General features: G+C 45.5%; 26 protein-coding genes and 1 pseudogene. 5 read left to right on the top strand and 22 right to left on the bottom strand.

Annotated elements, in window-relative coordinates; translation table 11 throughout:
- Positions 1-86: 86 nt before the first annotated feature.
- The gene (locus V8Q34_RS03380; protein ID WP_033143403.1) at positions 87-689 is read left to right on the top strand and encodes a TetR/AcrR family transcriptional regulator; all 603 of its coding nucleotides are present in this window, start codon (positions 87-89) and stop codon (positions 687-689) included.
- A gap of 67 nt (positions 690-756) precedes the next feature.
- Here the strand turns inward: V8Q34_RS03380 and V8Q34_RS03375 are convergent, their stop codons facing one another.
- From V8Q34_RS03375 to V8Q34_RS03335, 9 genes are all read right to left on the bottom strand, one after another.
- Positions 757-1,536, bottom strand: a complete 780-nt coding sequence (locus V8Q34_RS03375; RefSeq protein WP_335834799.1) for a GNAT family N-acetyltransferase — start codon at positions 1,534-1,536, stop codon at positions 757-759.
- Positions 1,537-1,556: 20 nt separating this feature from the next.
- Positions 1,557-2,261, bottom strand: a complete 705-nt coding sequence (locus tag V8Q34_RS03370; RefSeq protein WP_227243166.1) for a 3'-5' exonuclease — start codon at positions 2,259-2,261, stop codon at positions 1,557-1,559.
- A gap of 53 nt (positions 2,262-2,314) precedes the next feature.
- Positions 2,315-2,785 (bottom strand): hypothetical protein, encoded by a 471-nt coding sequence (locus V8Q34_RS03365; protein WP_054353632.1) that lies wholly within the window; start codon positions 2,783-2,785, stop codon positions 2,315-2,317.
- 42 nt (positions 2,786-2,827) lie between these two features.
- Positions 2,828-3,424 carry a sce7726 family protein gene (locus tag V8Q34_RS03360; protein WP_227210918.1) on the bottom strand — a complete coding sequence of 199 codons (597 nt, stop codon included), beginning with the start codon at positions 3,422-3,424 and terminating at the stop codon, positions 2,828-2,830.
- A gap of 2 nt (positions 3,425-3,426) precedes the next feature.
- Entirely contained in the window at positions 3,427-4,416 is a 990-nt protein-coding gene (locus V8Q34_RS03355) for a DUF4003 family protein (protein ID WP_033143407.1), read from the bottom strand.
- Positions 4,413-5,315 (bottom strand): damage-control phosphatase ARMT1 family protein, encoded by a 903-nt coding sequence (locus V8Q34_RS03350; protein WP_225305326.1) that lies wholly within the window; start codon positions 5,313-5,315, stop codon positions 4,413-4,415. Before V8Q34_RS03350 ends, V8Q34_RS03355 begins: the two co-directional genes overlap by 4 nt.
- 379 nt (positions 5,316-5,694) lie before the next feature.
- Complete coding sequence (locus V8Q34_RS03345) at positions 5,695-6,420, bottom strand: alpha/beta fold hydrolase (RefSeq protein ID WP_227243172.1); 726 nt, start codon at positions 6,418-6,420, stop codon at positions 5,695-5,697.
- Between the two features lie 42 nt (positions 6,421-6,462).
- A complete protein-coding gene (locus V8Q34_RS03340; protein ID WP_335834798.1) occupies positions 6,463-8,475 on the bottom strand; it encodes a M56 family metallopeptidase in 2,013 nt (670 codons plus the stop codon).
- A gap of 3 nt (positions 8,476-8,478) precedes the next feature.
- Entirely contained in the window at positions 8,479-8,868 is a 390-nt protein-coding gene (locus V8Q34_RS03335; protein ID WP_033140284.1) for a BlaI/MecI/CopY family transcriptional regulator, read from the bottom strand.
- 536 nt (positions 8,869-9,404) lie between these two features.
- On the opposite strand from V8Q34_RS03335, the gene V8Q34_RS03330 reads away from it, so the two are divergent.
- On the top strand, positions 9,405-10,772 hold the full coding sequence (locus V8Q34_RS03330) for an MATE family efflux transporter (RefSeq protein WP_335834910.1): 1,368 nt from the start codon (positions 9,405-9,407) through the stop codon (positions 10,770-10,772).
- A 145-nt stretch (positions 10,773-10,917) separates the two neighbouring features.
- Here the strand turns inward: V8Q34_RS03330 and V8Q34_RS03325 are convergent, their stop codons facing one another.
- The 4 genes and pseudogenes from V8Q34_RS03325 to V8Q34_RS03310 all read right to left on the bottom strand — a co-directional run bounded on the left by V8Q34_RS03325 (position 10,918) and on the right by V8Q34_RS03310 (position 13,366).
- Positions 10,918-11,559, bottom strand: coding sequence for a diphthine--ammonia ligase (locus tag V8Q34_RS03325; protein ID WP_335834797.1), 642 nt, complete (start codon positions 11,557-11,559; stop codon positions 10,918-10,920).
- A gap of 331 nt (positions 11,560-11,890) precedes the next feature.
- A pseudogene (locus V8Q34_RS03320) lies at positions 11,891-12,091 on the bottom strand (helix-turn-helix domain-containing protein); the annotation flags it as partial.
- Positions 12,092-12,102: 11 nt separating this feature from the next.
- Positions 12,103-12,582, bottom strand: a complete 480-nt coding sequence (locus V8Q34_RS03315) for a hypothetical protein (RefSeq protein ID WP_033140286.1) — start codon at positions 12,580-12,582, stop codon at positions 12,103-12,105.
- A gap of 259 nt (positions 12,583-12,841) precedes the next feature.
- Complete coding sequence (locus tag V8Q34_RS03310) at positions 12,842-13,366, bottom strand: DUF3877 family protein (RefSeq protein ID WP_335834796.1); 525 nt, start codon at positions 13,364-13,366, stop codon at positions 12,842-12,844.
- Positions 13,367-13,697: 331 nt separating this feature from the next.
- Here V8Q34_RS03310 and dapA point away from each other — a divergent pair, with 331 nt between their 5' ends.
- The 3 genes from dapA to V8Q34_RS03295 all read left to right on the top strand — a co-directional run bounded on the left by dapA (position 13,698) and on the right by V8Q34_RS03295 (position 16,428).
- Positions 13,698-14,660: a 4-hydroxy-tetrahydrodipicolinate synthase gene (dapA, locus tag V8Q34_RS03305; protein ID WP_335834795.1), complete on the top strand. Its 963-nt coding sequence runs from the start codon at positions 13,698-13,700 to the stop codon at positions 14,658-14,660.
- A gap of 29 nt (positions 14,661-14,689) precedes the next feature.
- Entirely contained in the window at positions 14,690-14,968 is a 279-nt protein-coding gene (locus tag V8Q34_RS03300) for a hypothetical protein (protein WP_335834794.1), read from the top strand.
- Positions 14,969-15,309: 341 nt separating this feature from the next.
- Positions 15,310-16,428, top strand: a complete 1,119-nt coding sequence (locus V8Q34_RS03295; RefSeq protein WP_335834793.1) for a winged helix DNA-binding domain-containing protein — start codon at positions 15,310-15,312, stop codon at positions 16,426-16,428.
- Positions 16,429-16,433: 5 nt separating this feature from the next.
- On the opposite strand, the gene V8Q34_RS03290 is transcribed toward V8Q34_RS03295, so the two are convergent.
- From V8Q34_RS03290 to V8Q34_RS03250, 9 genes are all read right to left on the bottom strand, one after another.
- Complete coding sequence (locus tag V8Q34_RS03290) at positions 16,434-17,114, bottom strand: YjjG family noncanonical pyrimidine nucleotidase (protein ID WP_335834792.1); 681 nt, start codon at positions 17,112-17,114, stop codon at positions 16,434-16,436.
- A 30-nt stretch (positions 17,115-17,144) separates the two neighbouring features.
- A complete protein-coding gene (locus tag V8Q34_RS03285; RefSeq protein WP_335834791.1) occupies positions 17,145-18,023 on the bottom strand; it encodes a carbon-nitrogen hydrolase family protein in 879 nt (292 codons plus the stop codon).
- A gap of 33 nt (positions 18,024-18,056) precedes the next feature.
- The gene (locus V8Q34_RS03280; RefSeq protein ID WP_335834790.1) at positions 18,057-19,388 is read right to left on the bottom strand and encodes a sensor domain-containing diguanylate cyclase; all 1,332 of its coding nucleotides are present in this window, start codon (positions 19,386-19,388) and stop codon (positions 18,057-18,059) included.
- A 63-nt stretch (positions 19,389-19,451) separates the two neighbouring features.
- Positions 19,452-20,705, bottom strand: coding sequence for a hypothetical protein (locus V8Q34_RS03275; RefSeq protein ID WP_335834789.1), 1,254 nt, complete (start codon positions 20,703-20,705; stop codon positions 19,452-19,454).
- Between the two features lie 206 nt (positions 20,706-20,911).
- The gene (gene rlmH / locus V8Q34_RS03270) at positions 20,912-21,391 is read right to left on the bottom strand and encodes a 23S rRNA (pseudouridine(1915)-N(3))-methyltransferase RlmH (protein WP_033140295.1); all 480 of its coding nucleotides are present in this window, start codon (positions 21,389-21,391) and stop codon (positions 20,912-20,914) included.
- A complete protein-coding gene (locus V8Q34_RS03265; RefSeq protein ID WP_335834788.1) occupies positions 21,388-22,104 on the bottom strand; it encodes a DNA alkylation repair protein in 717 nt (238 codons plus the stop codon). The genes rlmH and V8Q34_RS03265 overlap by 4 nt, the downstream gene beginning before the upstream one ends.
- 61 nt (positions 22,105-22,165) lie before the next feature.
- Positions 22,166-23,560, bottom strand: a complete 1,395-nt coding sequence (gltA, locus tag V8Q34_RS03260; RefSeq protein ID WP_103732720.1) for an NADPH-dependent glutamate synthase — start codon at positions 23,558-23,560, stop codon at positions 22,166-22,168.
- Entirely contained in the window at positions 23,560-24,447 is an 888-nt protein-coding gene (locus V8Q34_RS03255) for a sulfide/dihydroorotate dehydrogenase-like FAD/NAD-binding protein (protein ID WP_033140297.1), read from the bottom strand. The genes gltA and V8Q34_RS03255 overlap by 1 nt, the downstream gene beginning before the upstream one ends.
- 122 nt (positions 24,448-24,569) lie before the next feature.
- Positions 24,570-25,697, bottom strand: a complete 1,128-nt coding sequence (locus V8Q34_RS03250) for a chitobiase/beta-hexosaminidase C-terminal domain-containing protein (protein ID WP_033140298.1) — start codon at positions 25,695-25,697, stop codon at positions 24,570-24,572.
- Positions 25,698-25,716: the final 19 nt, after the last annotated feature.

Here is a 25,716-nt window from a genome sequence, read left to right as displayed (position 1 = left end):
TAAAACTAAAATCGAAATTCAGGTGTGATAAAAGCCGTAACTGCCAGGGTAGTGGACAGTTGCCGCATATGAAAGGTGAGAGAGCCATGGGAAAACTGGAGATAAACAAAAAGCAGAAAAAGAATGCACTTTTCCAGACAGCATTTGATCTGTTTACGAAAAAGGGTTTTGCCAAAACAACGATCTCTGATATTGTAAACCAGGCCGGTCTGGCAAAAGGAACATTCTATCTGTATTTTAAAGACAAATATGATTTGAGGGATAAGCTGATCGCCTACAAAGCCGGGCAGTTATTCGCAGATGCCCATAAGGCCCTGGCCACCAGGGAAGTTTCAGGCTTTGAAGATCAGATGATGTGGATGATGGACTATATCATTGAACGGTTTCAGAAGGAACATGCCCTTCTTCAGTTCATTGCAAAGAATCTCTCCTGGGGAATCTTCAAAAATGCCTTTGAAAGAACCGTGCCGGAGGAATCACAGAAATTTTATGAATACTATCTGGAAATGATGAAAAAAAGCGCAGTGACCTGTGAGGAACCTGAGCTTATGCTTTTTACTTTTATCGAACTGGTGGGGTCCACCTGTTACAACTGTATTTTATTTGAACAGCCCGTAACCATGGACAAATACCTGCCGTATCTTCACAAAGCCATCCACCAGATTTTTCTTGCCTATACAACAAGCTGATATGACAAAAGGGCCGGCGGCTGTCTGCATCAATGCAGTACATGCCTCCGGCCCTTCTGCCATGTATCTAAAGTGTACCGTACCATTCTCCGGCCCCGGATTCCGTACAGTACAGAATCCTATCCTGTCCATTCTCCTCCAAGACCCTGAAATGTACCAGACCGGAATATTGTTCTCTCAGCCTTTTCTCGATCTGAACCATACGGGAATCCCAGATCTCTTCATACGGCACCGGCTCAAAGCCTGCAAGCGCCGGATGATTCGTCAGGGTTTTCAGGATTCCGTACCCTATTTGGCTGTCCACCGCATTTTGGGGAACAGGCCGAAATCCAAAATCCAGATAGATCCTGGCAGCAACCCAGGTATTTGTCTGTGTGGGTATTTTGATGGAGGGATACCCCAGTTCTTTTAAGCGCTGCAGGGTATGGGAGATCAGGGCCTTTGCAATGCCCTTCCCCTGGTATTCCCTTTTTACCGCAACCCAGTGCAGCCATCCGGCACCGGAAAGGTCACGTGGCTCATAGAAGGCTGTGGCTGTGGCAACTTTTTCTCCGTCAGTGGTCTCCACAAAAAACATTCGGTTCTCCAGTTCTTTTTCCTTTCCGGCGTAATATCTCTTCCAGGCAGACTCTCCCTCTTCAGGAAGGATAAATTCTCTGGCGGAGGTCTCTATGGCGATCCAATCCTTTTTATCCCCCTCCCGGTAATACACATAACGGTACCCCTCAGGCAGAGGATAACAGGGAAGCTCAGCAAGACTTCTGCTCTCCAGAATCAGTTCGTAATACTTCAGACGCATATCATGGTTATCGGGTTTTAATGTGATTCGTTCTTCTCTGTTTTCCATACTCACTCCTTGTGCGGGAATCAAATGGCCTGACCGGACAAAATGCTGTCAATCAGCCTGGACGCCTCATTTCTGGTCAGAGTCTCCGGGTCAACCGCCGGCTTTACACCCTTCTGTTTTACCAGACGCATGAGAAAATCCAGCTGCTTTTTCGTGGCAGGCGGGCATTTCTTTGCGGTGCAGACCAGAGGGCACGGCTGAAAGACCTGCGGTTCCTTCTCTTCAAAATAATGTGCCATCGTCTGATACAGTTTGGCAGTAGCCAGCGCGTCATGATAAGCTCTGTGGGCCGCCGCATTATTGATCCGGTAATGCTCACACAGTTCTCCCAGACTTTTGGAGGGCAGATCCCTGTGGACCGTTCTGGCAATCTTCAGCGTGTCGATGCCATCCCTTTCAAAGGTATACCCGAGAGATTCCGCACTCCGTTTGACAAAACTGTAATCAAAGAGCACATTGTGCCCGATCAGGATATCCTGTCCGCAAAACTGCAGGAAATCAGGAATCACCTGCTCCCGGCCTCTTGCGTCTTCCACCATGTCATTGGTGATGCCGGTAATGCCGGTGATATTGGCCGGAATCGGCAGTCTGGGCTTTATAAATTCCATAAAGCGCTCCTGTACCTTTCCGTCACGCACCTTTAAGGCGCCTATCTCTATGATCTCATTTTCTTCTGGACTTAGACCGGTGGTTTCAATGTCAAAAGCTATGTACGACTTCAACATATCGCTCTGTGTCTTCCTCGCTTTCTCTTATGTTTTTTCTGTTCACAGTGCTGTCAGGCTCTGAATTTCCAGTCATAGAGGCCTTCCGTACGCACCATGGACTGCAGCATCTCCCGCAGAGACTCACTTTCATTGTAGACGGCGATACTCAGGGTTCCGCCGCTGATGCTTATCATGGAATTTTCCCTGGTCAGGAGAATATCAATCTGTCCCCTTCTTTTCAGAATGGTCTTTTTAATGAGCTTTACTATGGTATCGCAGTGTTTATCCTTCAGCCAGCCCTCTCTTGTACGTATGAGCGGAATATGCTCCTGCACATACATTTCAAAAGGATAGTAGCACAACAGCTTCAGCACTATGGCGATCACCTTGTCACAGAAGATCTGAAGCTGTTTGTCCTGCATATAATACTGTTCTGCTTCTTCAAATAAGGTTCCGGCTTCATCGGGAACCCTTCTGGGCAGAAAATCAATTACCCGGTAATCCTCATTGAAAAGCTGACTCATTTTCTCGTATCTTGTCATGTAACCCCTTGCTCCTTTCAGCTTTGTAATTGTATCTCTCCCCTATAAGTTATGCTTTTTCTGTTTTCTGTACTCCGTTATTTTCTCCTCTATGGTGGTATAATCCCGCTGGAACAATTCCTCGCTGATCTGCAGCGTCAGAATCTCCTGCGGAACCTTAAGCAGTATTTTGTCTATTACAAATGCCTTGCTTTTTTCCCTGTATTTCGGCATTTGGTTCAGCTCCTGTATATGGGCCAGTTCAGGGCGCCATAACAGGCCGAGTTTTCTTTTCATATCCACTTTCGGATTAGGTCCCGGCTCACGCAGAGTATAAAAATCCACAGTACCGCCCAGCTTCTCAGCCGTGAGAATCCCCCACCAGGCAGGCACATGGTCCTTTATATGGCGCGCGTGCGTGGAACCGACCACCACAAGGTTGGTATCATAATAACGGTTATAATCTCTTACCTGTCTCTGCAGCCTGACATACGTGTCCGCGTCACTTTTTATCTCAATGCCGGCAACGGCGTCCGGCAGAACCATCACGATATCCGCACGGGACTTTCCCATCTGTTTCTCTTCTATGATTCTGATCTTTCCGTACCGCTCTTCCAGAAAATCGAACAGCGGCTCCCGGATATCCCTGTCATATAACATGATCAGGAGCCGGAAGAGGACGCCGCCGCGGCTGCACTTGCTGCTGCCGCAGACGCGCAGATAGCAGCCTGCTGGGCAATGACCAGTGCCACCACACCGTTTAATGCCGCAGTCTGCATGGAATGCAGGTCAGGAACATAGTCACAGGATGCCATCATACCGGCATACATAAGCCTCTGCCTGGAGCCTACACCGAAGGCCCCGAAGCCTTTCTGCCCTTTCAGGAAGGCTTCCGCATCTGTGATATCCTGTATCAGTAAATTCCTGTCCACATCCAGAAGGGTCAGAACACCCAGCGTTGCCAGTTCATAGCCTGTACCGTATTTCAGTCCCCGCGCTTTCAGTGCGTCAAAGATTTCCAGGGCTTTTCTGCACTTCTGTTCCGCGGACCCCTCACCAAGTGCCAGAATATGACTCAGAGACTGCACCGAATTCCCGGAGAAAAAGTAGGGTTTCAATATGGAATAGCACTGCTCCATCTCCCTTTCGATACAGGAGTCATCCAGCTCGGACATGGCAAGAAGAGCGGCAAATGCACTGTCCTCCCCGGAAGTGAGGAAGGGATGGGCAGTTTTCATGCGGTTGTAAATACTGCTTGTTTTGTTTATGATCTCATCATATCCGGAAGGCTCTGCCATCTCCGCAATAGTGGCTGCTGCCACAGTCAGATATTCGGAGCCCCAGAAAAATTCTTTTAACTTCCCGTATAGTTCCAGCATCTGCGCCATCATAAGCCCGGCATCTGCATTAAGAGAAAGCATGGCAATGACAGCCAGCCTGGAAACACCTCTGAAATTGGAGAATACTCCGGTATTGGCCTTTAAAATATCGCGGCACTCCATCAGGCGCTGTGTATCCGCACGGACACCTCTTGCCGTCAGGATTCCGGAACACATGGGATAGACATAGGCGCTCTCCCAGGCAAATGCAGATTTTATAATATCCCTGTTTTCAACAAACAATTCACAGCGTTTTCTCAATTCTTCTCTCATGACCCATCCCTCCCAAGGCTTCTGTCATTGACAAACACACCTTTATACTGCTCCAGACCGAATCTGTTTACGAACCAGGAACATTTGCAGAGAAACATATAGTAAATATTCAGCCCGCTGTTATTCAGAGTCTCAAAATTACCCTGGCCCTTAGAAAGGATCACGTCTGCATGACGAATCAAATCTCGAGCCTCATCCGAAATATCCTTCAGGCTTGTGCCCGCTATTTTCGTGCCGTTGCCCATGACAGGCACAAGATCCGCAAGCCCGGTCATTTCGGCATCCTCTATGGTGGCATCATTGATGACCGGTTCTCCCCGCACGATGACCGTGATATGTATCTGCGGATACTTCTTCATGAGCTGTTCGATCAGAAGCTTGTCAAGAACAATCTCACCACAGTTATCTGTGAGATATACCAGGTTTTCTGCAGTTTTCATCTGCTCTGTGAAGCGGCTGTATTCAACAGGGTCCAGGGTCTCCTCCTCGGCTTTTGCTATCAGTTCCCGCAGTTTTTCATCGCTGACGCTTCCCATGGCTCCAAAATCAATGTAATTTCCCACCCTGGCATACAAAATTGCATGGTACACAGGGTCTTCTGCCTGAATGATCCGGCTGCGTATTCTTTCCTCTGCCTCCAGCATCATTTGGTTGTACTCTTTTTTCAACTGTTCAAAACTGTAGGCATGTCCGAAATATTTCTCATGGAGCACATTGATTTTTGCTATGAGAACCGGTGCAGTATCCTCCGGTCCGGCTGCGCCGATGATCTGAAACACCTCCCTCATGTAAGCGGATTTGATCTCCTCTGAAGCTGTGTCCTTAAGATTTTCCATCTGGCGTGTGATCAGACAGCTCATACACTGGGCGCTTAACTTTACATTTGTAGATATTTTCATAGTATCTCCGTTTCTATCTGCAGGATATAAATCCTTGTTGGTTTTTCATTGATATACGGTAACTATTCAGCCAGCTGAATAGTTACCGGTATTCGCCCATTAAAAATCGCTTCGCGATGGGGCGAATACCTGCCGCCACTACTCTTTTGCACGGTCAGCGCAGTAAATGCGCAGACCTGACTGAACAGTTACGACTACGTTCTTATTATACCCTATTGTATGGCGATTTCCAATAGTAAAAAGAATCCGGTTACGACGCACATGGAAAACAGAGACAAAAAAAGCAGGGCATTTTTATGCAAATGCCTCTGCTTTTTAAGAGGGAAACGGCCGCAGGCGGCTGCGCTTTGGCGGAGAGTCAGGCAGGCCGGACTCTTTGTCATGGCGCATCCGATGCTTCAAAAAATTCCAGAATATAAGAAGCAGTTGTATCCCACTGTTCCTCCCTTGAAATCTCTGCCGTGTTATCTTTTTTCTGCTCCCCGTAATTACCGAAACCTGCGTGGTTAGCTCCCTGAATTATGATCTCACTGCAGATTTCCGCGTTTTTGATGGAGTCCTTGTACTTCTCCCGGTTCAGAACTCCGTCCATGCTGCCGTAGATGGACAGGACCGGCAGGGCGGACAGGGTATCTGTGGGATAAGCAGCCAGCAGAACCAGCCCTTTTAAAGAATCCTCATGCTTCTGTGCATAGGAGGAAGCCATGGCACCGCCCAGAGAATGTCCGCCAATATACCAGCGTTCCATATCCGGAAAATCCCGGATCACCCTGTCTGCTGCGCCGGAATCAAAAACTGCCAGATGAAAAGGCATCTTTACCAGAACACAGCAGACGTCTTTCTGCGCAATTCTGTCAAGTAGCGGCGCATAGCTTTCGGCCTCCACCAGTCCGCCGGGATAAAAGATAAAACCTGTGCTGCTGTTTTTATCTCCGTATACAATGTAATCTTCTGAATCGGCAGATACTGCCTCTGCCTGATACTCCTTCGCATGGTAATAATCAGAAACATAGACAAAAAAGCATAGAACCATGAGCAGCACTGCAGTCAACAGACTGAAAAGTATTTTTTTCCATAACGGCCGGGGCCTTTTTTTATGCTGCATTTTCACTCTCCGATTTTAATAATTTTTGTTGATATGCCTAACTCAGAACGTCCAGAAGGTATTGCCCAATGCAGTGGCATCATCAAATCCTGACAGAACGATAAGTCCGCTTTGAGAACAGTCAAAGGTCAGCGTGTACTGCTGCCCGCGGAATACTGCAGTTGCGGAATCTGCCTCCTCAAAGACTGCTATATTGTCCATGAAGATCTGCTGATCCCCTTCCCCTTCTGTATATCTGTAAATGGAAAAATAAAAACTGTAGTCATTGATCCCGGTGATTTTTATGGTGGAATATTCTCCGTCGTTGGAATTTCTGTAATCTCCGTCAGCAGGCATGTATTGGGTCGTGACAGGCGCGAAGTCGCCCTGCGGCCAGTTCAGCCAGAACCACGAGCTTATGGTATCCCCTGCTATATCAAAACCTATGATTATATTTTCCGAATCAGATATGTACTCTTTGTGGTCCGGATTACTATCACCCATATTTCGGTAACCGCTCTGCAGAAGTCCGGCTTCCGCTTCCTTGTAGGGCTGCCCGCAGTAAAATCCCTCCATACTGACACTGCTGTTATTATCGCATTCGATCGTAATCGGGGTGCGGCCTCCGATTCCTTCTGTATCAGAATGCCACTCAACCTGAATGCCGTCTCCTTCATACCGCTGACCTGATTCACCAAACAGCATAGCCTGTGTTTGATGAAGTCCCAGATTCTGTGCCATGGAAGGCAGAGAATCCCGATTCATAAATCCGCTCAGTTCCGTGCGTTCCTCCTTTGTGGAAGCCGGATCCGCCGCCGGTGTTTCAGTGGTCCCTTCTTCCTGTTCGGGTTCGACAGGCGTATCTGCCTTTTCCTTTGTATCTGTGACGGGATTGACCGTACTAGTTCCCTTGACCACCTTCTCTTTTTTGTCTTTTTCCTCATTGCCGGCGGGTGTATCCTCATCCTTGTCAGCGCCGCTGTCAGTGGTGGCTTCCGTATCCGCATCTTTCTTTTTTTCACCGGAGTCTTTTAAGGAACAGCCGGTAAATACATTCGATGTAACTAAAATGATGGTAAAGCAGATAACAGGAAGGATTCCCCGTTTCATTTTTCCTGCCTTCATAATATTTACCATCCTTTTTTTGAATGTGAGAAGGCCGTCATTCAGACTGGTGGACAGCTCATAGGATGGTCTGCCCAGTGCTGCTGTCTTCAGAAGCAATTGGTTATACCGAAGCTTATCCTCACGGTTCCTGCCTTTCATGACTTTCTCATCACATATAAACTCTATATCACGCTCCGCCTCTTTTTTCATAAAGTAAACTGCCGGATTGAACCAATAAACCGTTGTTATGCATATCATGAGCAGTTTATACCACAGATCCCGGCTGCGGTAGTGGCATAGCTCATGCCGGAAGATCATTTCACATTCCTCTTTTGAATACTCCCGTACAGGGAGATAGAGAAAGGTATTCCTGATCCCTGCCAAAAGCGGCCCGGATAGCCTGCTGTTTGCCACAAGCTTCGGTGCTTTTTTCAGATGCATCTCTTTACACAGTTTATCATATTCAGCAATCCTCTCACGGTTCGTAAAAGGAATCCTCCAGCGGCGCAGGTACTGTCTTCCTGCTCTCAAAACAAACACTTTATATACCGCTGCTGTGCAAATACCCGCTCCCCAGATAATTGCCATGATCCATGCCACGGTATCCATAGTTATATTCTCCTGTCCCGTGCTGCCCTGCAGGTCTGCATTTTTGTCTGTATCCTTCTGCAGGTCACTGCTGCTGTTCGCGGTGTCTGCAGGAGACTGCAGATTCTCCGCGCCGGACGTATTCGTACTCCTGCTTGCTTCTGCCCGGACAATTTGTTTTGGTACTTCTATATTCAGTCCTGCGGCAGGAGATGGAAACCTGACCGGAATGAGAAGAAATACGGAAACAAACAGCCAGATAAGATATTTCCACCTGGAGGAATATTTCCTGTCCAGCAGTCTTGATACTGCCAGCACAATAAAAATGATGAAAGCTGACAAAACATTCACTTTAATTATGTGCAGCATAAACTCTGCCATAGACTATTCCCCCTTCCGCTCCAGTTCCTTCAGGAACTCCTCCAGTTCCTGTATATCTTCCTCGTGAATCTGTTTTCCCTGATAAAGAGACGCCACAAAGTTCTTCAGCGAATTTCCATACAATTTTTCCAGCACGCTTTTCCCTTCCTGCTGCTGGTATTCGCTCTGCGTCACAACCGCGCTGTAGAGATTTGTCTTCCCTTCCCTTTTTACAGAGACAAATTTCTTGCTTTCAAGCCGGGTGAGCATGGACAGGATCGTGGTGGGTGCCAGTTCTTTTTTCTGGTTTACAAAAGCCTCCACCTCCAGCCGGGTCATATCAGGATGACCGTTCCACAAAGCAAGCATCACATCCAGCTCCGAATCAGGCAGTTTCTGAATACGCTTTTTCATCTTATCACCTCCTGTACTGTCTGCAGATACCGAATCATTATATTCCGGTCAGGTTACAGAGTTTTTCTACAATTGTAGTACCTGATTTTATTTTACATTAGTAGTAGATAAATGTCAATCATCTTTTGGGGGATTCATATCCCGTGCGACAGAATATTGACAGTATAACCCTGACTGTTTATAATGAGGTAAAAGGATGAACAGAAAGGGTGGGCACAATGAAGTTATATGGGAAATTCTGTATTGACAACAGCTCCGAACAATTGTATATAACAAAACATTGTGCGGAGCCTGATAGAGTATTTATGATATTATAAAAGGCAGATTCCAAAACAGATTCATGATTTGGGATTTGTTTTTGTATGCGATTTGGGCAGGAGGCAATGTTTTGTCTGCTGCCTTTTGTATTTGAACTGTTATTGTCATACAAGCAGAGGGAGCACATTACCGTGGCTGCCCTCTGTTTTCTTATTATGCATGTTCCGGTGCCGGGAAAAGGCATGCCGGACTTATCTATGAAAGAAAGAAATGATTTGATGAGAAAAGAACAAGATCTGACAACGGGAAATGTCTCAAAAAAACTGATAAAGTTTGCTGTCCCCCTGCTGCTTGCCAATTTACTGCAGTCCTTTTACAGTATTGTGGATATGCTTGTTGTGGGAAGGTTTGTGGGGGAAACAGGACTTGCCGCGATCAGCAATGCGTCTATGATAAGTTTTATCATTAATTCCATATGTATCGGCGTTACAATGGGAGGTACTGTGCTGGTTGCCCAATACAAAGGGGCAGATGATGAAGAGGGACAGCGTGAAACTGTCGGGACATTATTTTCCCTCTCCTTCTTTGCCTCATTACTAGTCACAGTGTCAGGGCTGCTTGTTTACCGGCCGCTTTTTCAGATACTGCGTGTTCCTGCCGGGTCCATGCAGGACGCCTGCGATTATATGAGAATTATCTGCTGCGGAACAGTGTTCGTGTTTGGCTATAATGCTGTCTGCTCTGTTATGAAAGGATTGGGAGATTCCAAAAGTTCACTTTACTTTATCGCAGCCGCGGCAGTCGTTAATATCCTGCTGGACCTTCTTTTAGTGGGACCTTTCGGTATGGGGACTGCAGGCGCAGCTTATGCCACCGTTTTCTCACAGGGTATCTCCCTTGCAATATCCATATGCTGTCTGAGAAGGAAAACTTTTATCTTTCCGTTCAGGCTGAAAAATTTTGCTGTTCAGACTGAAAAAATGGCTGCTGTCTTAAAAGTCGGACTGCCCACAGCGGTACAAATGGCAGTTGTGAATATCTCTTATCTTATGATCACAGGCATGTTGAATCAATTCGGAGTGTCTGTTGCTGCAGCATCTGGGGTGGGACTGAAAGTCAATACCTTTGCAGGAATGCCCTGCTGGGCAGTCGGCCAGGCTGTAACCGCCATGGCCGGACAGAACATGGGCGCAGGCAGAACAGACCGGGTCAAAAAGACAACGGAAACCGGGCTGCGCTTAAACCTTTTGATCACGCTAATGGCAGTGGTTCTTGTACAACTATTTGCAGGACAGATCATCATGCTGTTTGAACCCCAAAATAAAGAGGTGATTGCAGACGGCATCCTTTATTTGAGGATCTGCTGCGGCATAAACAGTCTGGTTTACGCTGCATTGTATACCTTCGATTCCTTTGCTATCGGCATAGGCGCCGCTAACATTGCCATGGTAAATGCACTTTTGGATGCGGCTGTTGTCCGGCTGCCCGTAAGCTGGCTGTTGGCATTTACGGCAGGTATGGGATTCCCCGGTGTATATGTGGGACAGGCCCTGTCCCCTCTCCTGCCCTTCCTCGTCGGCTGGCTTTATTTTAAAAACAAGGGCTGGGAAAGCAAACGGCTGATACAGCCCGCGGATCATACATAAACGGAAAATCATGAATCAACCAAACAAGCCGATGTGAATTTCCGGCTTAAAAAGGGAGCGCTGCAGATGAAAGAATAGGTGCTGTCAGTGAATGCCGACAGCACCCTTTTTTAATTCTTCAGATTACATTTTTAAATTTGCCAATTCATCTAAGATCAATCACTGACCGCTCACCGAAATCAAGAATACTGCCTGTCTGTATTTCCAGCTTATGCCTGAAAATCGGCCCGTCCACTGCGATGGTATGGTATTCTCCGTTTTCTCCGCAGATATCAATGCCCCTTGCCGCCATTATCTCCAATGTTTCCGAATCTAACTGTTTTCCCAGGAGTTCTTTTGGCAGAAGCTGATTGTTTATGGATTTGATAATACAGCAATAGCCTTCTGAAATAATCTCCTGCACTATCTTCTCACGTCCCTGCTGCCACAGCGGGAATGCAGCTTTCAGGCCTGCCGCGCGGCACCGCTCTTCGCACCACCTGCGGTTATTTTCAATATCAATATCGCCGAAACCGGCCATCTCTGCCCCAAGTTCCATGGCTCTTTTCAGGCCTTTTTCAAATTCCAGATGATACTCGTCACCTCCGGAGGGACAGAGAAGCAAGGGAATCTCCAGTGCCTTTGAAAACTTTTCCAGCAGCCTGTGATCCGCACCGTGAAACCAGGAACGGTCCATATCTTTATTGACCATAACCAGCAGGCCCACCGGCTCATGTCCGGCTTTTATCAGTTTGTGAAGTGCAAGGGTACTGTCCTTGCCGCAGCTGTAAGACATAACAAATTTCATCTCTATACCTCTCTTTTTTTGATCGGCTCTTTCTTTTTTGCGCCGTTTTCTATATAATGATCTTGTACCCGGTGTATTTACTTTATGTTATACAGGAGTATTCTTATGGAAAAACAAACAAAAGACGATGAACATACATATACAATAGTGAGCCACGCAACATGTCCGAAGGACAGCAGTAAGGCTGCACATACTGTAACATATAAAAAGGCTACCTGCACACGTGTTGATGACATTATTTTGAATTTTTGCTGCAGTCGGGATGTGCAGTGTCAGGAATGTCAGCGGGATTATCTGTAATATTTTTTGCCCGGTACTCCGCCCCGGAAGTTCTGCGGTATTCTATAATATCTCCCGGCTGACAGTCCAGTACATCACAGATTGCTTCCAGCGTGGAAAAACGGATTGCCTTCACTTTTCCTGTCTTCAGGTTGGATAAATTGACATTTGATATCCCTACTTTTTCCGATAATTCATTCAGGGACATTTTGCGGTCAGCCATGACCCGGTCTAATCTTAATATAATCGCCATATGCTATGCTCCTAAAGGATTTTATCCATTTCTTTCTGCATTTCCAATCCTTCTTTTATCAGGCTGCTGAAAACCAGAAACAAGATGCCCAGAGTCAGCATTCTTCCATCTGCCAGTATAAAACTTCCGTACTGCATGATTGAAAAACCACTTGAATGATAAGTGGAAAAATGTGTGATGATAAACGCTCCGCATATAATCATCCATCCCATGATCAAAATGTTTTTTTGCAGGGATTGAATAAAAAATTGTTTTCTGGCGTAGATTCGGATCAGTGAAATGAAGATCATGCAGTCAAACAAATATGAAATAAGACTGTAGGCTGTAATTGTAATATTCTCTTCTTCCTGCAGCATTACCATTACACTGTAAAACCCGCAGACAGCAATCATACCTGTCAGGAAAATCGCAAGTATCAAAAGAAATTTTAATTTTTTTGAAAACTTCTTTTCCGTCACATTGACATCTGTTGTAAAATCGCTTTCACCCATATCTGCACCCTCCCATTTTCAAACTTTTCCGTCTTCTATTTCTAATTCCGTTATATCACACAGGATAGCTTCCGTCAATGTATTTTAATGTTTATCATTAAATAATATTCAATATTCATTATAAAGTTAATAAAAAAGCACCTCTGCATTCATAGTATATCAGCAGAGGTATTTTGTCTTTGTTTGAAATGCTTCCGCAAATCGGTGCATTTCCTGCGCCGGAAAATCCCATCGCCAAAGGCGATTCTGCATGGACAGATCAATAACTATCCTTTAACGCATCATAGGCCTGCCTTGTAAACCGATGATACTGCAGACCGAACGCATCCTGCTCCAGATAATACACGTAAGGATCTATTTCCGGATTTTGAAAAGAGATTCCCCATTCCTGTTCGTCAATCTTTTCTATAATAATATCCTGAGAGAAGGATTGGAATATCTTTATCATATCCTCCACAGTATTACCGGGTTTAAATATTTCCGCCAAAAAGGCTTTTAAAAATGGGCTGTCCTCCAGATTTTCATGGACATATTTTACCCCTGCGGATGGGACATGAATACAATACCGGCCTTTTTCCTCTGTCTCTTTTATGGTCAGTTTTCCAAGCTCCGGTTCTGCGGTCCTGCAAAATGCAGCAAGCGCCTCGGACAGATTTTCTTTTTCGGCAGGAAGCAGTTCCAGTAAGGATGCCTGCGGATAATATAGGTTCATATCTTCCTCCCGATAGCCGATCTTTATCTCACATTCTTTGATATTATCACAGATGTTTTTCTTTAAATCCATAATGTTGTGCTCCTGTTCTTTGATTTTCAGCGCGCTGCTGGAAGAAACGAAGGCCTTTTCCGGTTTCTGCGCAAACCTTCCGGGATTCTACAGACTGTCCACCACTTCCGCCGGATGTTATTGCAGACAATTCGTCTGTTCCCAACGGTTTTATACCGCTCACAGGCTTATTATATATGATATTGAAATGTATGACAATCGATATATTACCACAGCCGATTCTTACATTTATTGAAACTTAATGCCTCTGCCCGGAACTTCACTCCCATTTAATAACCAAACTGCTATAATTTCCATAATCTAAATTACAAAGGTTTGGGAGGATTCAAATTTGAAAAAGATAGTATTTAAAGGTGTGGGAACTGCTGTTGTCACTCCGATGAAGGAGGATTATTCGATTAACTATTCTGTCTTTGACGAGCTGCTGGATATGCAGATCGCAGGCAGCGCAGATGCCATCGTAGTTGCAGGTACAACAGGAGAAGGCTCCACCCTGACAGATGATGAGCATATAGAACTGGTACGCCGCGCAGTCAAACATGTCCGTGGGCGCGTTCCGGTCATAGCCGGGGCAGGAAGCAACAATACCGCACATGCCGTATACCTTTCAAAAGAATGCGAAAAAGCCGGGGCCGACGCGCTTCTCCATGTAACACCGTATTATAACAAGGCATCACAGCAGGGCTTGTTTCTGCATTTCAACGAATGTGCCAGGTCTACCCGTCTGCCGGTCATATTATATAATGTACCGTCTCGCACCGGGGTGAACATTTACCCGGCCACTTATAAACGGCTCAGCGAAACAGAAAATATAGTGGCTGTAAAAGAGGCAAGCGGCAACTTTTCCCAGATGGCCAAAATAGCCAGTCTGTGCAAAGAGGATTTGGCCATTTATTCCGGCAATGACGATCAGATCACATCTTCTCTGGCTCTTGGAGGAAAGGGTGTGATATCTGTTCTGTCCAATCTTGTTCCAAACGAGACCCATGCCATCTGCACTTCCTATTTCCGTGGAAACAGCGAAGAAAGCGATAATCTGCAGTTAAAATACCTGGAGCTCATTGAAGCGCTGTTTTTAGATGTAAATCCGATACCCGTAAAACAGGCGATGCGCGCCATGGGTTATGATGTAGGCCCCTGCAGGCTGCCGCTTTGTGATATGGACCGCACCATGGCAGAAAAACTGTACGCTGTACTGGAAAAATATGACCTGACGGAATCATCAAAACGCCAGAGTTCTGTCACGGTTCACATGCCGGGCAACACCGGTACGGTTCTAAAACATAATGTATGATTTTTTAAAATACCGAAAGGAGATTCCATATGAAGGACGCATATATTATTTTCAGAAGCCAGTATCCACAAACAAAGGAAGAAATCACAGATCTGATCAAAGAATTCTGTCAGAAACATGATTTAAAATATTGGGGGACGATTCTTACAGAGACTATAACAGTAAACATTGAGGGAGAGAGTTATACTGTGGATGTAAGGGAAGAGAAAGAAGATTCGGGAGATGTCTACTGGATCATTTATTGCCTGCGGAAAAAACATCTGTACCTGTTCCGGAATATTCTGGAGTCGAATCAGACAGTGTTTTAAAACGCTGGCTTGGTATTCTCTATTCTCTCTTGCGATTCACCTATTTTCAAAGATTCAAAAATTTATAGCCGTTCAGAAATGGACGGCTTTTTAGCTTCCGGACACAAAGTTATCTCTGACGGTGTTGCAGTCTATAAAGAAAAAGAGGTATAATATCCCTATCAGCTCCCCAGTATACTGCTTACACAAACTGGGCAGATTTATCGAAACTATACTGTCTGTATTTTCATAATTACACATAAATCGAAGGGAACTACTACATGGCCGAAATAAGCATTGAGCAAATAAGAAATTTCAGACTGGGTGCTCACCATCTGGATAAGGAGTATAAAAAAACGGATATGGAAAAGCTGACGGGTGCGTGCGGAATGCAGAATACACCTCCGGGCGCCTGGGAAACTGCTCTTTTTAACCGGATTCCTGACTGCAGTTTGACAGAAATGGAATATTTGCTTTATAAAGAGAAAACGCTTCTGCAGACCTGGAGCCTGCGGGGTATCCCTGTTGTATTTCCTGCTCTGGAAAGTGATGTATTTTTATCTGCGCTTATACCGCAGGAGGATGAGCCATGGATATATACTGCCGGAATTACTCTGGCACTTGATTTTCTGCAGATGGGTTTCCATGAATTATTTGAAATATTACAGCAGGTAATTCCACAGCTTGATCACTGTACCGTAATCAGCAAAACTTCCTTGGATCAGAACCTGGCAGAATGGATGCTGCCGTTGCTCCCGGAGAAAAAGCGCGCGCTATGGACACAGCCCTCCATGTATGGAAGTCCTGATAAACAGACCGTCGGCGGTGCCGTAGTGTCTTTTCTTCTGCGGCCCTGCGCCTTAAAAGGTCTGGTCGTTTTCGGCGGACGGCAGGGAACCAGCCCGGTTTTTACCTCTTACAAAAACTGGACCGGCTATTCGTTTACGCCAAACAAGGATGCCTGTAAAAAGTTAATGCAGAAATACCTGCACTGTTACGGCCCGGCAACACCGAATCATTTTGCAGCCTGGCTCGGATGTTCCGGTAAACAGGCACGGCGTATGTGGAAAACGGTTTCGGAAGAGACAGAACCTGTCATGGTTTTTGGCAAAAAAGCATATATCCTGTCCTCCGACAAGGAACGTCTTCTGTCTCCGGATTCACTGCAAAGAGAACTGCTGCTGCTCGGCGGACATGACCCCTTTCTCGACCAGAGAGACCGGGCGGTTCTGCAGCCCGACAAAACACTGCAGAAACAAATATGGAGATTTGTAAGCAACCCCGGTGCTGTCCTGTACCGCGGTGAGATCATTGGCATCTGGACAGGGAAAAAGAAAAATAAAGGGATGGAAATTAAGATCACCTTATGGAATACCGTTCCCGAAAAACAGAAGCTTCAAAATCTGGCAGAGGAATACACTGCCTTCCGGAATACGAACTTATCCGGCTTTGATATTATCCTTACTCCCGGCTCCATGTAAGATTCTCACAGAAATTCAACCTCATTCAGATCATGTATCAGGTAATCAATCTTTACATTTGTATTATTTTCCTTGTCCTCCGGATTATACCAGCAGCAGCGGATACCTGTATTATTTCCGCCCTGCATATCGCTGGTCAGGGAATCCCCTACAATGAGAACGTCATCTTTCTCATAAACACCTGTCTGTTTCCAAATGTGATCAAAAAACCGGATGTCCGGTTTTTCATATCCTATCTGGTCGGAAATAAAAATACCGTCAAACAGAACGTCAAGTCCTGAATTTTCAAGCTTGCGTTTCTGTGCCACATAAGTGCCATTTGTGACTGCGTACTGCTTTGCTTTTCCTTTCAGCCTTTCCAGAAGAGACTTGCTGTCATCATTAAAAAATATTTTATCGCCCAAACGCACCTGGTATTCATCGTTGAACTCTTTGATCTTGTCACAGCGGATATGTTCCTTTTGGAAAAATTCCGAAAATCTCTCCAGAAGTACCTGTTCTTTTGTGATCTCCCCGGCCTCCAGGCGTTTCCAATAACGTTTGTTTATTTCCGCATATCTGGAGATCATGGCATCCGTACATTCCTTCAGGTCAAATTTTGCAAAACACTGCCGCAGGGCATATTTCTCTGCTTTGTCAAAATTGAGCAGTGTTCCATCCACATCCCATAATATTACTTTAAACATATTAATTACTCCATTCCTATAACTTTTTCTCTATTTTCGATAACATTCTCTGATAAACGGTTCCTCAATTCCTTCTGAGACGAGCAGACCGTATTTACCGGGATGGCGAAATGCGTTTCCGTGGACTTCCGTTCTTCGATAGACTCTGATTTCATCTAAGGGAAAATCAGCTATATAGATTCCTTCCCGTTCGCCTGCCTCTATGATCAAAGTGTCCCTGGAACCCGGCTCACCTTCCCTGTATGCAATCCCGTCAAAGGCAGTTGAATGTCCATTGCAGTCAGGCTTTCCAAAGGGATAATTGACAGTAGCAATACCTGTCATATTTTCATACGCCCTTGCGCGAAGCTGGGAAATACGATTGATTTCCATGGGACAGGCATTTGGAACCAGAATGATCTCAGCACCTTTCAGCATGAGGATTCTTGCGCTTTCCGGAAATTCCCTGTCATAACAGATCATGGCGCCAATCTTTACCATTCCCTGTTCTGTATCCAGCTCTGCAGTATAAAAATCATCTCCCGCCGTCAGTCTGCACTCATCACCAAAGTCACAGGTATGAACCTTGGCATAGGTCAGAACTCTGCTGCCAAAACGGTCAAAAAGACAGAGTGTGTTGCGCGGCAGCGGTTCAAACGCTTCAAGGAATGTGATACCGATCGCCATACCCAATTTTTTGGCAAGCTCGCCGAAAGAACAGACAAAATCACTGTCAGAGGATACCGCATCTGTTTTTAATTCCTCTATATCTTCCGAAATTTTATATCCACTGCTCCACATTTCCGGAAACAGGGCAATATCAGCACCCATTTTCTTTGCTTTTTTACAGGCATCTACTCCCTTGGCTAAATTTTCTTCTAAAGAAATCCCCGGCATTAGCTGGAGTAATGCAATTTTAAGATTTTTCATATCCTTCTCCGTTTTATAATGAATCTGTTGACATTAATGATGAATCTGTCTCTTCTCCTCATACATCCGCTGGTCTGCCTGGCGAATCAGCGCCTCCGCATTTTCCTGTTCCTCAGGGTAGCGCGCATACCCGATACTCACATGGGGATGCAGGGTACATTCGGGCAGTATATATGGACGGCCAATCTCCTCTTTCAGTCGTTCTTTTAGTTTTTCATAGAATTCGTCGCCTTTTCCACCGGCAGCCAGTACCGTAAATTCATCTCCGCCGGTACGAAATGCTAAATCCTCTTCAGAGAGGCATTTTTGCATACGGGCTGCGGACTCTTTTAAAAACTTATCGCCGATATCGTGTCCAAAACGGTCATTGATCTGTTTAAACCTGTCCATATCCAGATAGTATAATACACAGGGACGATTCTGCAGGACGAATTCTTTTAAGCAGTTCATAAAATATCTGCCGTTATGCAGGCCCGTCAGCGGGTCCGTATTTACCAGCTTTGCCAGCTCCTTTTTTTGCTCTGCGCTGGTCAGTATGCCGTTGATGACCATGACTGCCAGAACGAGTATGAGACTGCAGACAATGGATTCTATCCATATGTATTCCATGGGAACCCATCCTTTTTTGGGAATTATGCTCAAATGCCATGTACCGTTTGGAACCTGAATCACATCCTCCACGGCATCTGTCACAGAAAAGTCCGCGTTCTGTATGATATTCTGCACCTTGTCTGTATCCGGATGGATCCGCCATATTTTATATTTGTATCCCTGTCCATTCAATGCCTTTAAATTTATCTCGTCAAATATCTCAGGCACATTGAGCACAACAATGCTGAATCCCCAGAATGTTTTCTGCCCATCCTCATCTGTCAGATATATGGGATTTCTCGCCACAATTCCCATGCCGCCCTGTGAAAGTTCATATGGGCCTGCCAAGGTCATTTTTCCTGTGTCCCTGGCATACTCTGCCTCTGTTTTCCTGTCAGGATCACTGAACAGGTCGCCGAAGGCTTCCTCGTTTCCCTCCAGGGGATATACATAGGTCACATTTCCATCCGGTGCCAGCTGCAGGCTTCTGATAGAGGCATCCTTTTCGTAAAGACTTTCAGCTGCCTTATCAAAATTTACCACCTCGCCATGGTTGCTGGTGACGATCACTTCCAGTGCTTTTGTGGTAAACAATTGGGAATCAATGGCATACTGCAGTTTACTGATTTCTCCCCTCAAAACATATCTGGCATTGCGCATGCTGCTGTTCTTCTGATACATGTACAGACATACCACCATGCAGACAGAAGCAAGCGCCAGAGTAACGGATATTCCTGTAATCATCCATCGTTTTTTCTTACTGTGTTTTTCCATCTTTTTCCCTTCTTCAAGGTGACATCCGGGCTGTTTCGTCTATTTATGAACTGTTGCCGTATACTAATTATTTTCCAGTTCAGCAAGAATCTCCTCAACCGTATAGTACGCACCAGTTTCATATCCCTGCGCTGCCTTTGACATATCATATACTTCATTTAATGCGCTGTTATAATCTTCCTCTGTCATTTCGACACCATTCCAATAATATTTGTAGATAAGATTGCCGTTCTCATCTACCTGAAGGCTGCTATTATCCTCCGCGCCGTAATTTCCTTCCGCGATCAGCGTCATCTGTCCATCAATGATACAATATACCAGATCATAATACCCATCCATCACCCCATCGGAATTACAGAGCAGATTTTCTCTTTCGATATATGTAAAATTTGTCCTGCGGAGATGTTTCTCATAGGTCTGTCCGTTGGCATAGGTGACGATTCTGCAGCCCGCAGCCTCGCAATTCCCTATGACTGCCAGTTCAGGGATATCATCATCATTTACATATATAAGCTGATAGCCGGCAACGCCTCCCTGTCCGTAGGTGTTATGGATATAATCCGCAAATGCCTGTTTCCAGGCTGTATCTGCTTGAGAATCATCCGGCTCATCTGTCTGGGGGATTTCTGCATAATCCGTGTCCTGATAAAAAAAATCTAAAATATTCTGAATCGTCTTTTCCATAACATCCACATTCACTTGTTCTGACAGACCAATATCCAGAGTAAACCGGCCCTCTGCGCTTCCGTAATATAATCTGGCTTCAGAATACACACCCTTTGTCCTGTCATCCGGCAGATAACTGCAGATAATGATAATATCGTCATAACCATCCTGGTTATAATCAGGAAAGGAGACAGCTTCCACTTTATGAAAGGTTTCCTCTTTTCTGGTATTGGACTGGTTCATTCCCGAAAGTACAGCAATAACCTGCTGGTTTTGGGACACCTTAAATTCAGCATCTCCATATGGCATCTGTGATGTATCAGGCAAATAAGAGGCAAATGTCACATTTCCAAGTGGTATTAGTTCTGTATCAAAAGTCTGCTCCTGGATCAGACGCTCTGCTTCTGGTTTTTCTTTTGGCTTTTCTGCCTTTGGAGCCGTTTTAACATCTTTTTTGTCCTCTTTCTTTTTATCTTCTGTTTTATCGGTATCCTTTTTTACAGGATTCTTTTTATCAATATCCGGTTCTTTTTCAGGTAATTCAGCGGCAGGCCGGGGTTTCTCTGATTTTTCTTCTTTTTTCTGGCCGCAGGCCGATAGGATACAACAGAATATCAGAGTGCAGAGTAACATCACTTTCTTTTTTCTCATGCGTTTGTCTCCGTTCTTTTTAATAAGAATTGCACATATCCCTGTTTGTCATTTCTTAGTCCATATTATACCCATAATCTGTATCGGAAACAACTACCATTTTTCGTATTATATAACTATCGTCCGGCCAAAAAAGTATCCAAATCTGAGAAAAGGAATAACAGACCGCTTAGTCTGCCATTCCTTATATGCTGACCGTTTAAAATTCATTTGTGATAAGGCTGCCCACTCATGATCCGGTAACTCCTGTAAATCTGTTCCAGCAATATTACCCGCATCAACTGATGCGGAAATGTCATTTTGGAAAAGCTGAGCGCAAAATCCGAGCGTTTCAGCACCTCTTTTCCAAGTCCGATGGAACCGCCTATGACAAAAGTGATATGGCTCTTCCCCTGTATTCCAAGACTCTCTATCTTTTGGGAGAGTTCAACAGAGTCCAGCATTTTTCCATTGATCTCCAGTGTAATGACGTAGGCATCTTCCCTGATGCATTTTAGAATGCGCTCGCCTTCTTTCTGGCGGATATTCTCCTCCACAGTCTCGCTGGCGGCATCCGGTGTTTTTTCGTCTGCCACTTCCAGGATTTCCAGCTTGCAGTATTTGCTCAGACGCTTTGTATATTCGGCAATGGCGTCACGATAGAATTTTTCTTTGATTTTTCCAACAGTAAGTATGGTGATCTTCATTTTCCTGTATCCTCCCGCTTCCATTTCAAAAGTCTGTCCTTTTCCTCTTTTGACACCCGGTAGGATTCCCTGATCTTCTGAATGGATTTATTGTGTGTAAAGGTATCCATGGTATCTGTCTGCAGAAATGCGGCGGTCTTCTCCGGAAACTTCACATAGCAGACAGAGACTGCCCAGGCTGCTGCCATCTGCACATAATAGGCATCACTGTCTAAATGGTTGCATATATCCAGCAGACGGTCAATATAATCCTCTGTCACAAAATGGTCAAGCATAGATACCAGAGCAAAACGAATCTCATATTCTCTTTCTGAGCTGAGATATCGCTCCAAAAAGGCGAACCAGTAAACAGAATCCTTTCTCATAAACTTATAAGTAATACAACTGCAGTCACAAATGGCCCAATTATTGATTTTGGGCACAAAACGCGCCAGTGCCTGCGTCTGCTCCTCCCGCTCCATTTTCGCATATCCGATCACAATACCCTGGAGCATCAGTTCTTCATAACAGCTATCATCCGCTTTCTCTAAAAAACCGGCATAGTCCTCCCCTGCGATCTTCTTTGCCATTTTCCGGAGCTTTGGCAGCCGGACCCCCATCATGGTCGTCAGGCCCGGTATCAGGGATTCCTGAAATTTTTTGTAGTCCTTATCAGCCGACTCTCTCAGTTCCTCTCTTATTGCTTCTATCATGATTTCCCTTGTGTTCTCCATTTTCCTCCATACAACTGAAAAAAGAGCCGCCACGTCCGGTGACGGCTCTTTGTATGTTTAATTAATTATTTTTTCCTTTGATGAATTCGTCGATTCCCTGTGCAGCGGATTTTCCTGCGCCCATGGCCAGGATAACCGTTGCGGCACCTGTCACGGCATCACCGCCGGCGTAAACACCGTCTTTGGTTGTCTTGCCATTTTCCTCATCAGCGATGATACATTTTCTCTTGTTTGTATCAAGGCCGATTGTGGTGGAAGAAATCAGCGGGTTCGGGGAAGTTCCCAGGGACATGATAACTGTATCCAGTTCCATCTCAAACTCAGAACCCGGAATCTCTACAGGACGTCTTCTTCCTGACGCATCCGGCTCGCCCAGTTCCATACGAACACACTTCATGCCTCTTACCCAGCCGTTTTCATCTGCCAGGATCTCTGTAGGATTGCACAGAAGGTCAAAGATAATTCCTTCTTCTTTTGCGTGATGTACTTCTTCCGCTCTTGCAGGAAGCTCTGCTTCACTTCTTCTGTATACAATATGTACCTCAGCTCCGAGACGAAGAGCTGTTCTTGCAGCATCCATTGCCACGTTGCCGCCGCCTACAACGGCTACTTTCTTGCCCATTTTAATAGGTGTGTCATGGTCGTCGCGGAAAGCTTTCATCAGGTTGCTTCTTGTCAGGTACTCATTGGCAGAGAATACACCGTTGCTTATCTCACCCGGAATGCCCATGAACATGGGAAGTCCTGCACCGGAACCGATGAATACAGCTTCAAAGCCTTCTTTTTCCATGAGCTCGTCGATCGTGGTGGATTTACCGATAATCACGTTCGTCTCAATCTTAACACCTAACGCTTTTACATTTTCAACTTCCATTTTAACTACTTTGTCTTTCGGAAGACGGAATTCAGGAATACCGTATACCAGTACACCGCCCGGCTGATGAAGTGCTTCAAAGATCGTTACATCGTAACCCATCTTAGCCAGATCTCCGGCGCAGGTAAGACCAGCAGGTCCGGCACCGATCACTGCAACCTTATGTCCGTTTTTCTCCTTCGGAGGTTCCGGTTTGATTCCGTTTTCTTTTGCCCAGTCAGCAACAAAACGCTCCAGCTTACCGATAGAAACCGGTTCGCCTTTGATACCGCGGATACACAGACCTTCACACTGTGTTTCCTGGGGGCAGACACGTCCGCAGACTGCCGGAAGGGCGCTGGACTGGCCGATCACTTTGAATGCTTCTTCAAAGTTGCCCTCTTTTACTTCTTTGATAAATCCGGGAATGTCAATGTTTACAGGACATCCCTTGACACATTTTGCATTTTTACAGGTTAAGCAGCGGGCTGCCTCTTCCATTGCTTCTTCTTTGTTATATCCATAGCAAACTTCTTCAAAGTTTGTTGCTCTCACCTTCGGGTCCTGTTCTCTTACAGGAACTTTCTTTAATACGTCACCCATTATTCGTCACCTCCGCAGTTTCCGCATCCGCCGTGATGGGTATCCCCCTCACGAAGTTTTAATAATGCTCTTCCTTCTTCTGTCTTGTACATCTGCTGTCTCTTCATTGCCAGATCCCAGTCAATCAGATGACCGTCAAATTCAGGACCGTCCACGCATGCGAATTTCACTTCACCGCCGACGATAACACGGCAGGCTCCGCACATACCGGTTCCGTCAACCATGACCGGATTCATGGAAACGATAGTGGGCAGATTCAGTTTCTTAGTTGTCAGGCAGCAGAATTTCATCATGATCATGGGGCCGATCGCAACACATTTTGTATAGGTCTTGCCTTCAGCAGTCAGGTCTTCAATTACTTTTGTTACCATTCCGTGACGTCCATATGTACCATCATCTGTGGTGATGTATAAATTTCCTGCTACTTCTTCCATTTCCTTTTCCAGGATGATCAGGTCTTTGGTCTTGGCACCTACAATGACATCAGCGTCAATGCCGTGCTCGTGCAGCCATTTTACCTGCGGATATACCGGTGCGGTTCCAACGCCGCCGGCTACAAATAAAAGTTTTTCTTTCTTTAACTCTTCCAGATCTTCATTTACAAATTCAGATGGACATCCTAACGGACCTACGAAATCTTCAAAGAAATCTCCTGTCTGCATTTTAGCGAATTTTTCGGTGGAAGCACCTACCGGCTGGAATACGATCGTAACAGTTCCTGCCTCTCTGTCATAATCACAGATGGTAAGCGGAATTCTCTCCCCTGCATCGTCTTTTTTCACGATGACGAACTGTCCGGGTTCACAGTGTTTTGCAACCCTTGGTGCGTCAACAACCATGAGATATACTATCTCATTGAGCTTTTCTGCTTTCAGAATCTTGTACATAATGTCCTCCTCACAACTCCAAATATGGTAATTCTATTGCTATAGTCGCTCTTTTTAGTATAGAGCAAAAGTAACAAAAATTCAATCCGAATTTTAGAAAAATTTCCAATTTACTTTATAAATCATTGATAAATGACATAAGTTGCACTTGCCGGACTGCTTATTTTTCCGTTTTCATCCACTAAGATGGCGGAAAATATATTCTCTCCCACAGGCATGGCAACCGGGCCTGTATATTCTGTGCTTTCGGTGGTAGGTGTTTCATTAAATTCATAATATGCGGTACATCCCTTCGGCACATATACTTTAATTGTCATGGAGTCCTCATACTGACCGGAGGCGGGTGTGATCCTGGGAGCGTCCGGCGCCTTGAATTCTATGGTGTAGGTCATAAGGCCGATGTCACTGGGAATGCCTTTGGCGTTATACGCCACATATTTCAGGGTATACTCTCCCTCCTCCTCCAACATGATCCCGCTGGCGGAGTCATACAGTTTGCTGGTGGTATCCGGGTCTTTGCCGTCCAGAGTATAATATATTTTGGTTCCGTCTTCAATCGCGCTGAAATCCACTTCCTCTTTGCTGTCATAGGTTCCGCCGTCCAGTGAGATAACCGGAAGGGTACTGATATAGGAAGAATAGCGTTCCTTTACCTCTGTGCTCTCACAGTCATCCATCAGCTCCTTGATCTTTTTGACCTCCCCCTGTTTCTCGTACAGGCGGAGCAGTTCCCCATAGGCACTGACACTGTCGGGAGCCTTGGCGATGGTTGCAATGAGAATCGCCAGCGCTTTCTCCTCCTCCTCATTTTTCAGATATATCTTTGCCTGCAGAATGTTGGCTTCTGTGCTGTCAGGCTGCAGATTCAGGGCACGTTCCAGGTATTTCAGAGCTGAGTCATAGTCCTTGTTGCTGAACTCAGACTCAGCCTGGGCCATCTGGAAATCAAAAGAATTGTACTGCTTCTGATAGAAGATCACACCTGCGCCCACAGCCAGCACACATACGCCGGCCACAGTAAAGCCCACAGCCATACGCCTTTTCTTTCTGCGCTTCATCTCCTGTTCCTGGCGTCTCTTTTCCCGGAGCGCATGCTCCTCTTTTTTCTTCTTCTCTTTTTCCTGTATCTCTCGCTGCTGGATAATCGTCTCCAGCGTATTATATTCCGGCACCCATTGAACTTCTTTGCCGCATACGGGGCAGAACAATATGCCATCTTCAAATTCTGTACCGCAGTTCGCACACTTCATGTAAATACCTCATTTCTCA

Source organism: Blautia sp. JLR.GB0024 (assembly GCF_037000545.1).
Classification (GTDB): Bacteria; Bacillota; Clostridia; order Lachnospirales; family Lachnospiraceae; genus Blautia; species Blautia celeris.
The sequence above is the reverse complement of the archived record's forward strand: the minus strand, read 5'-3'. Positions and strand labels throughout refer to the sequence as shown.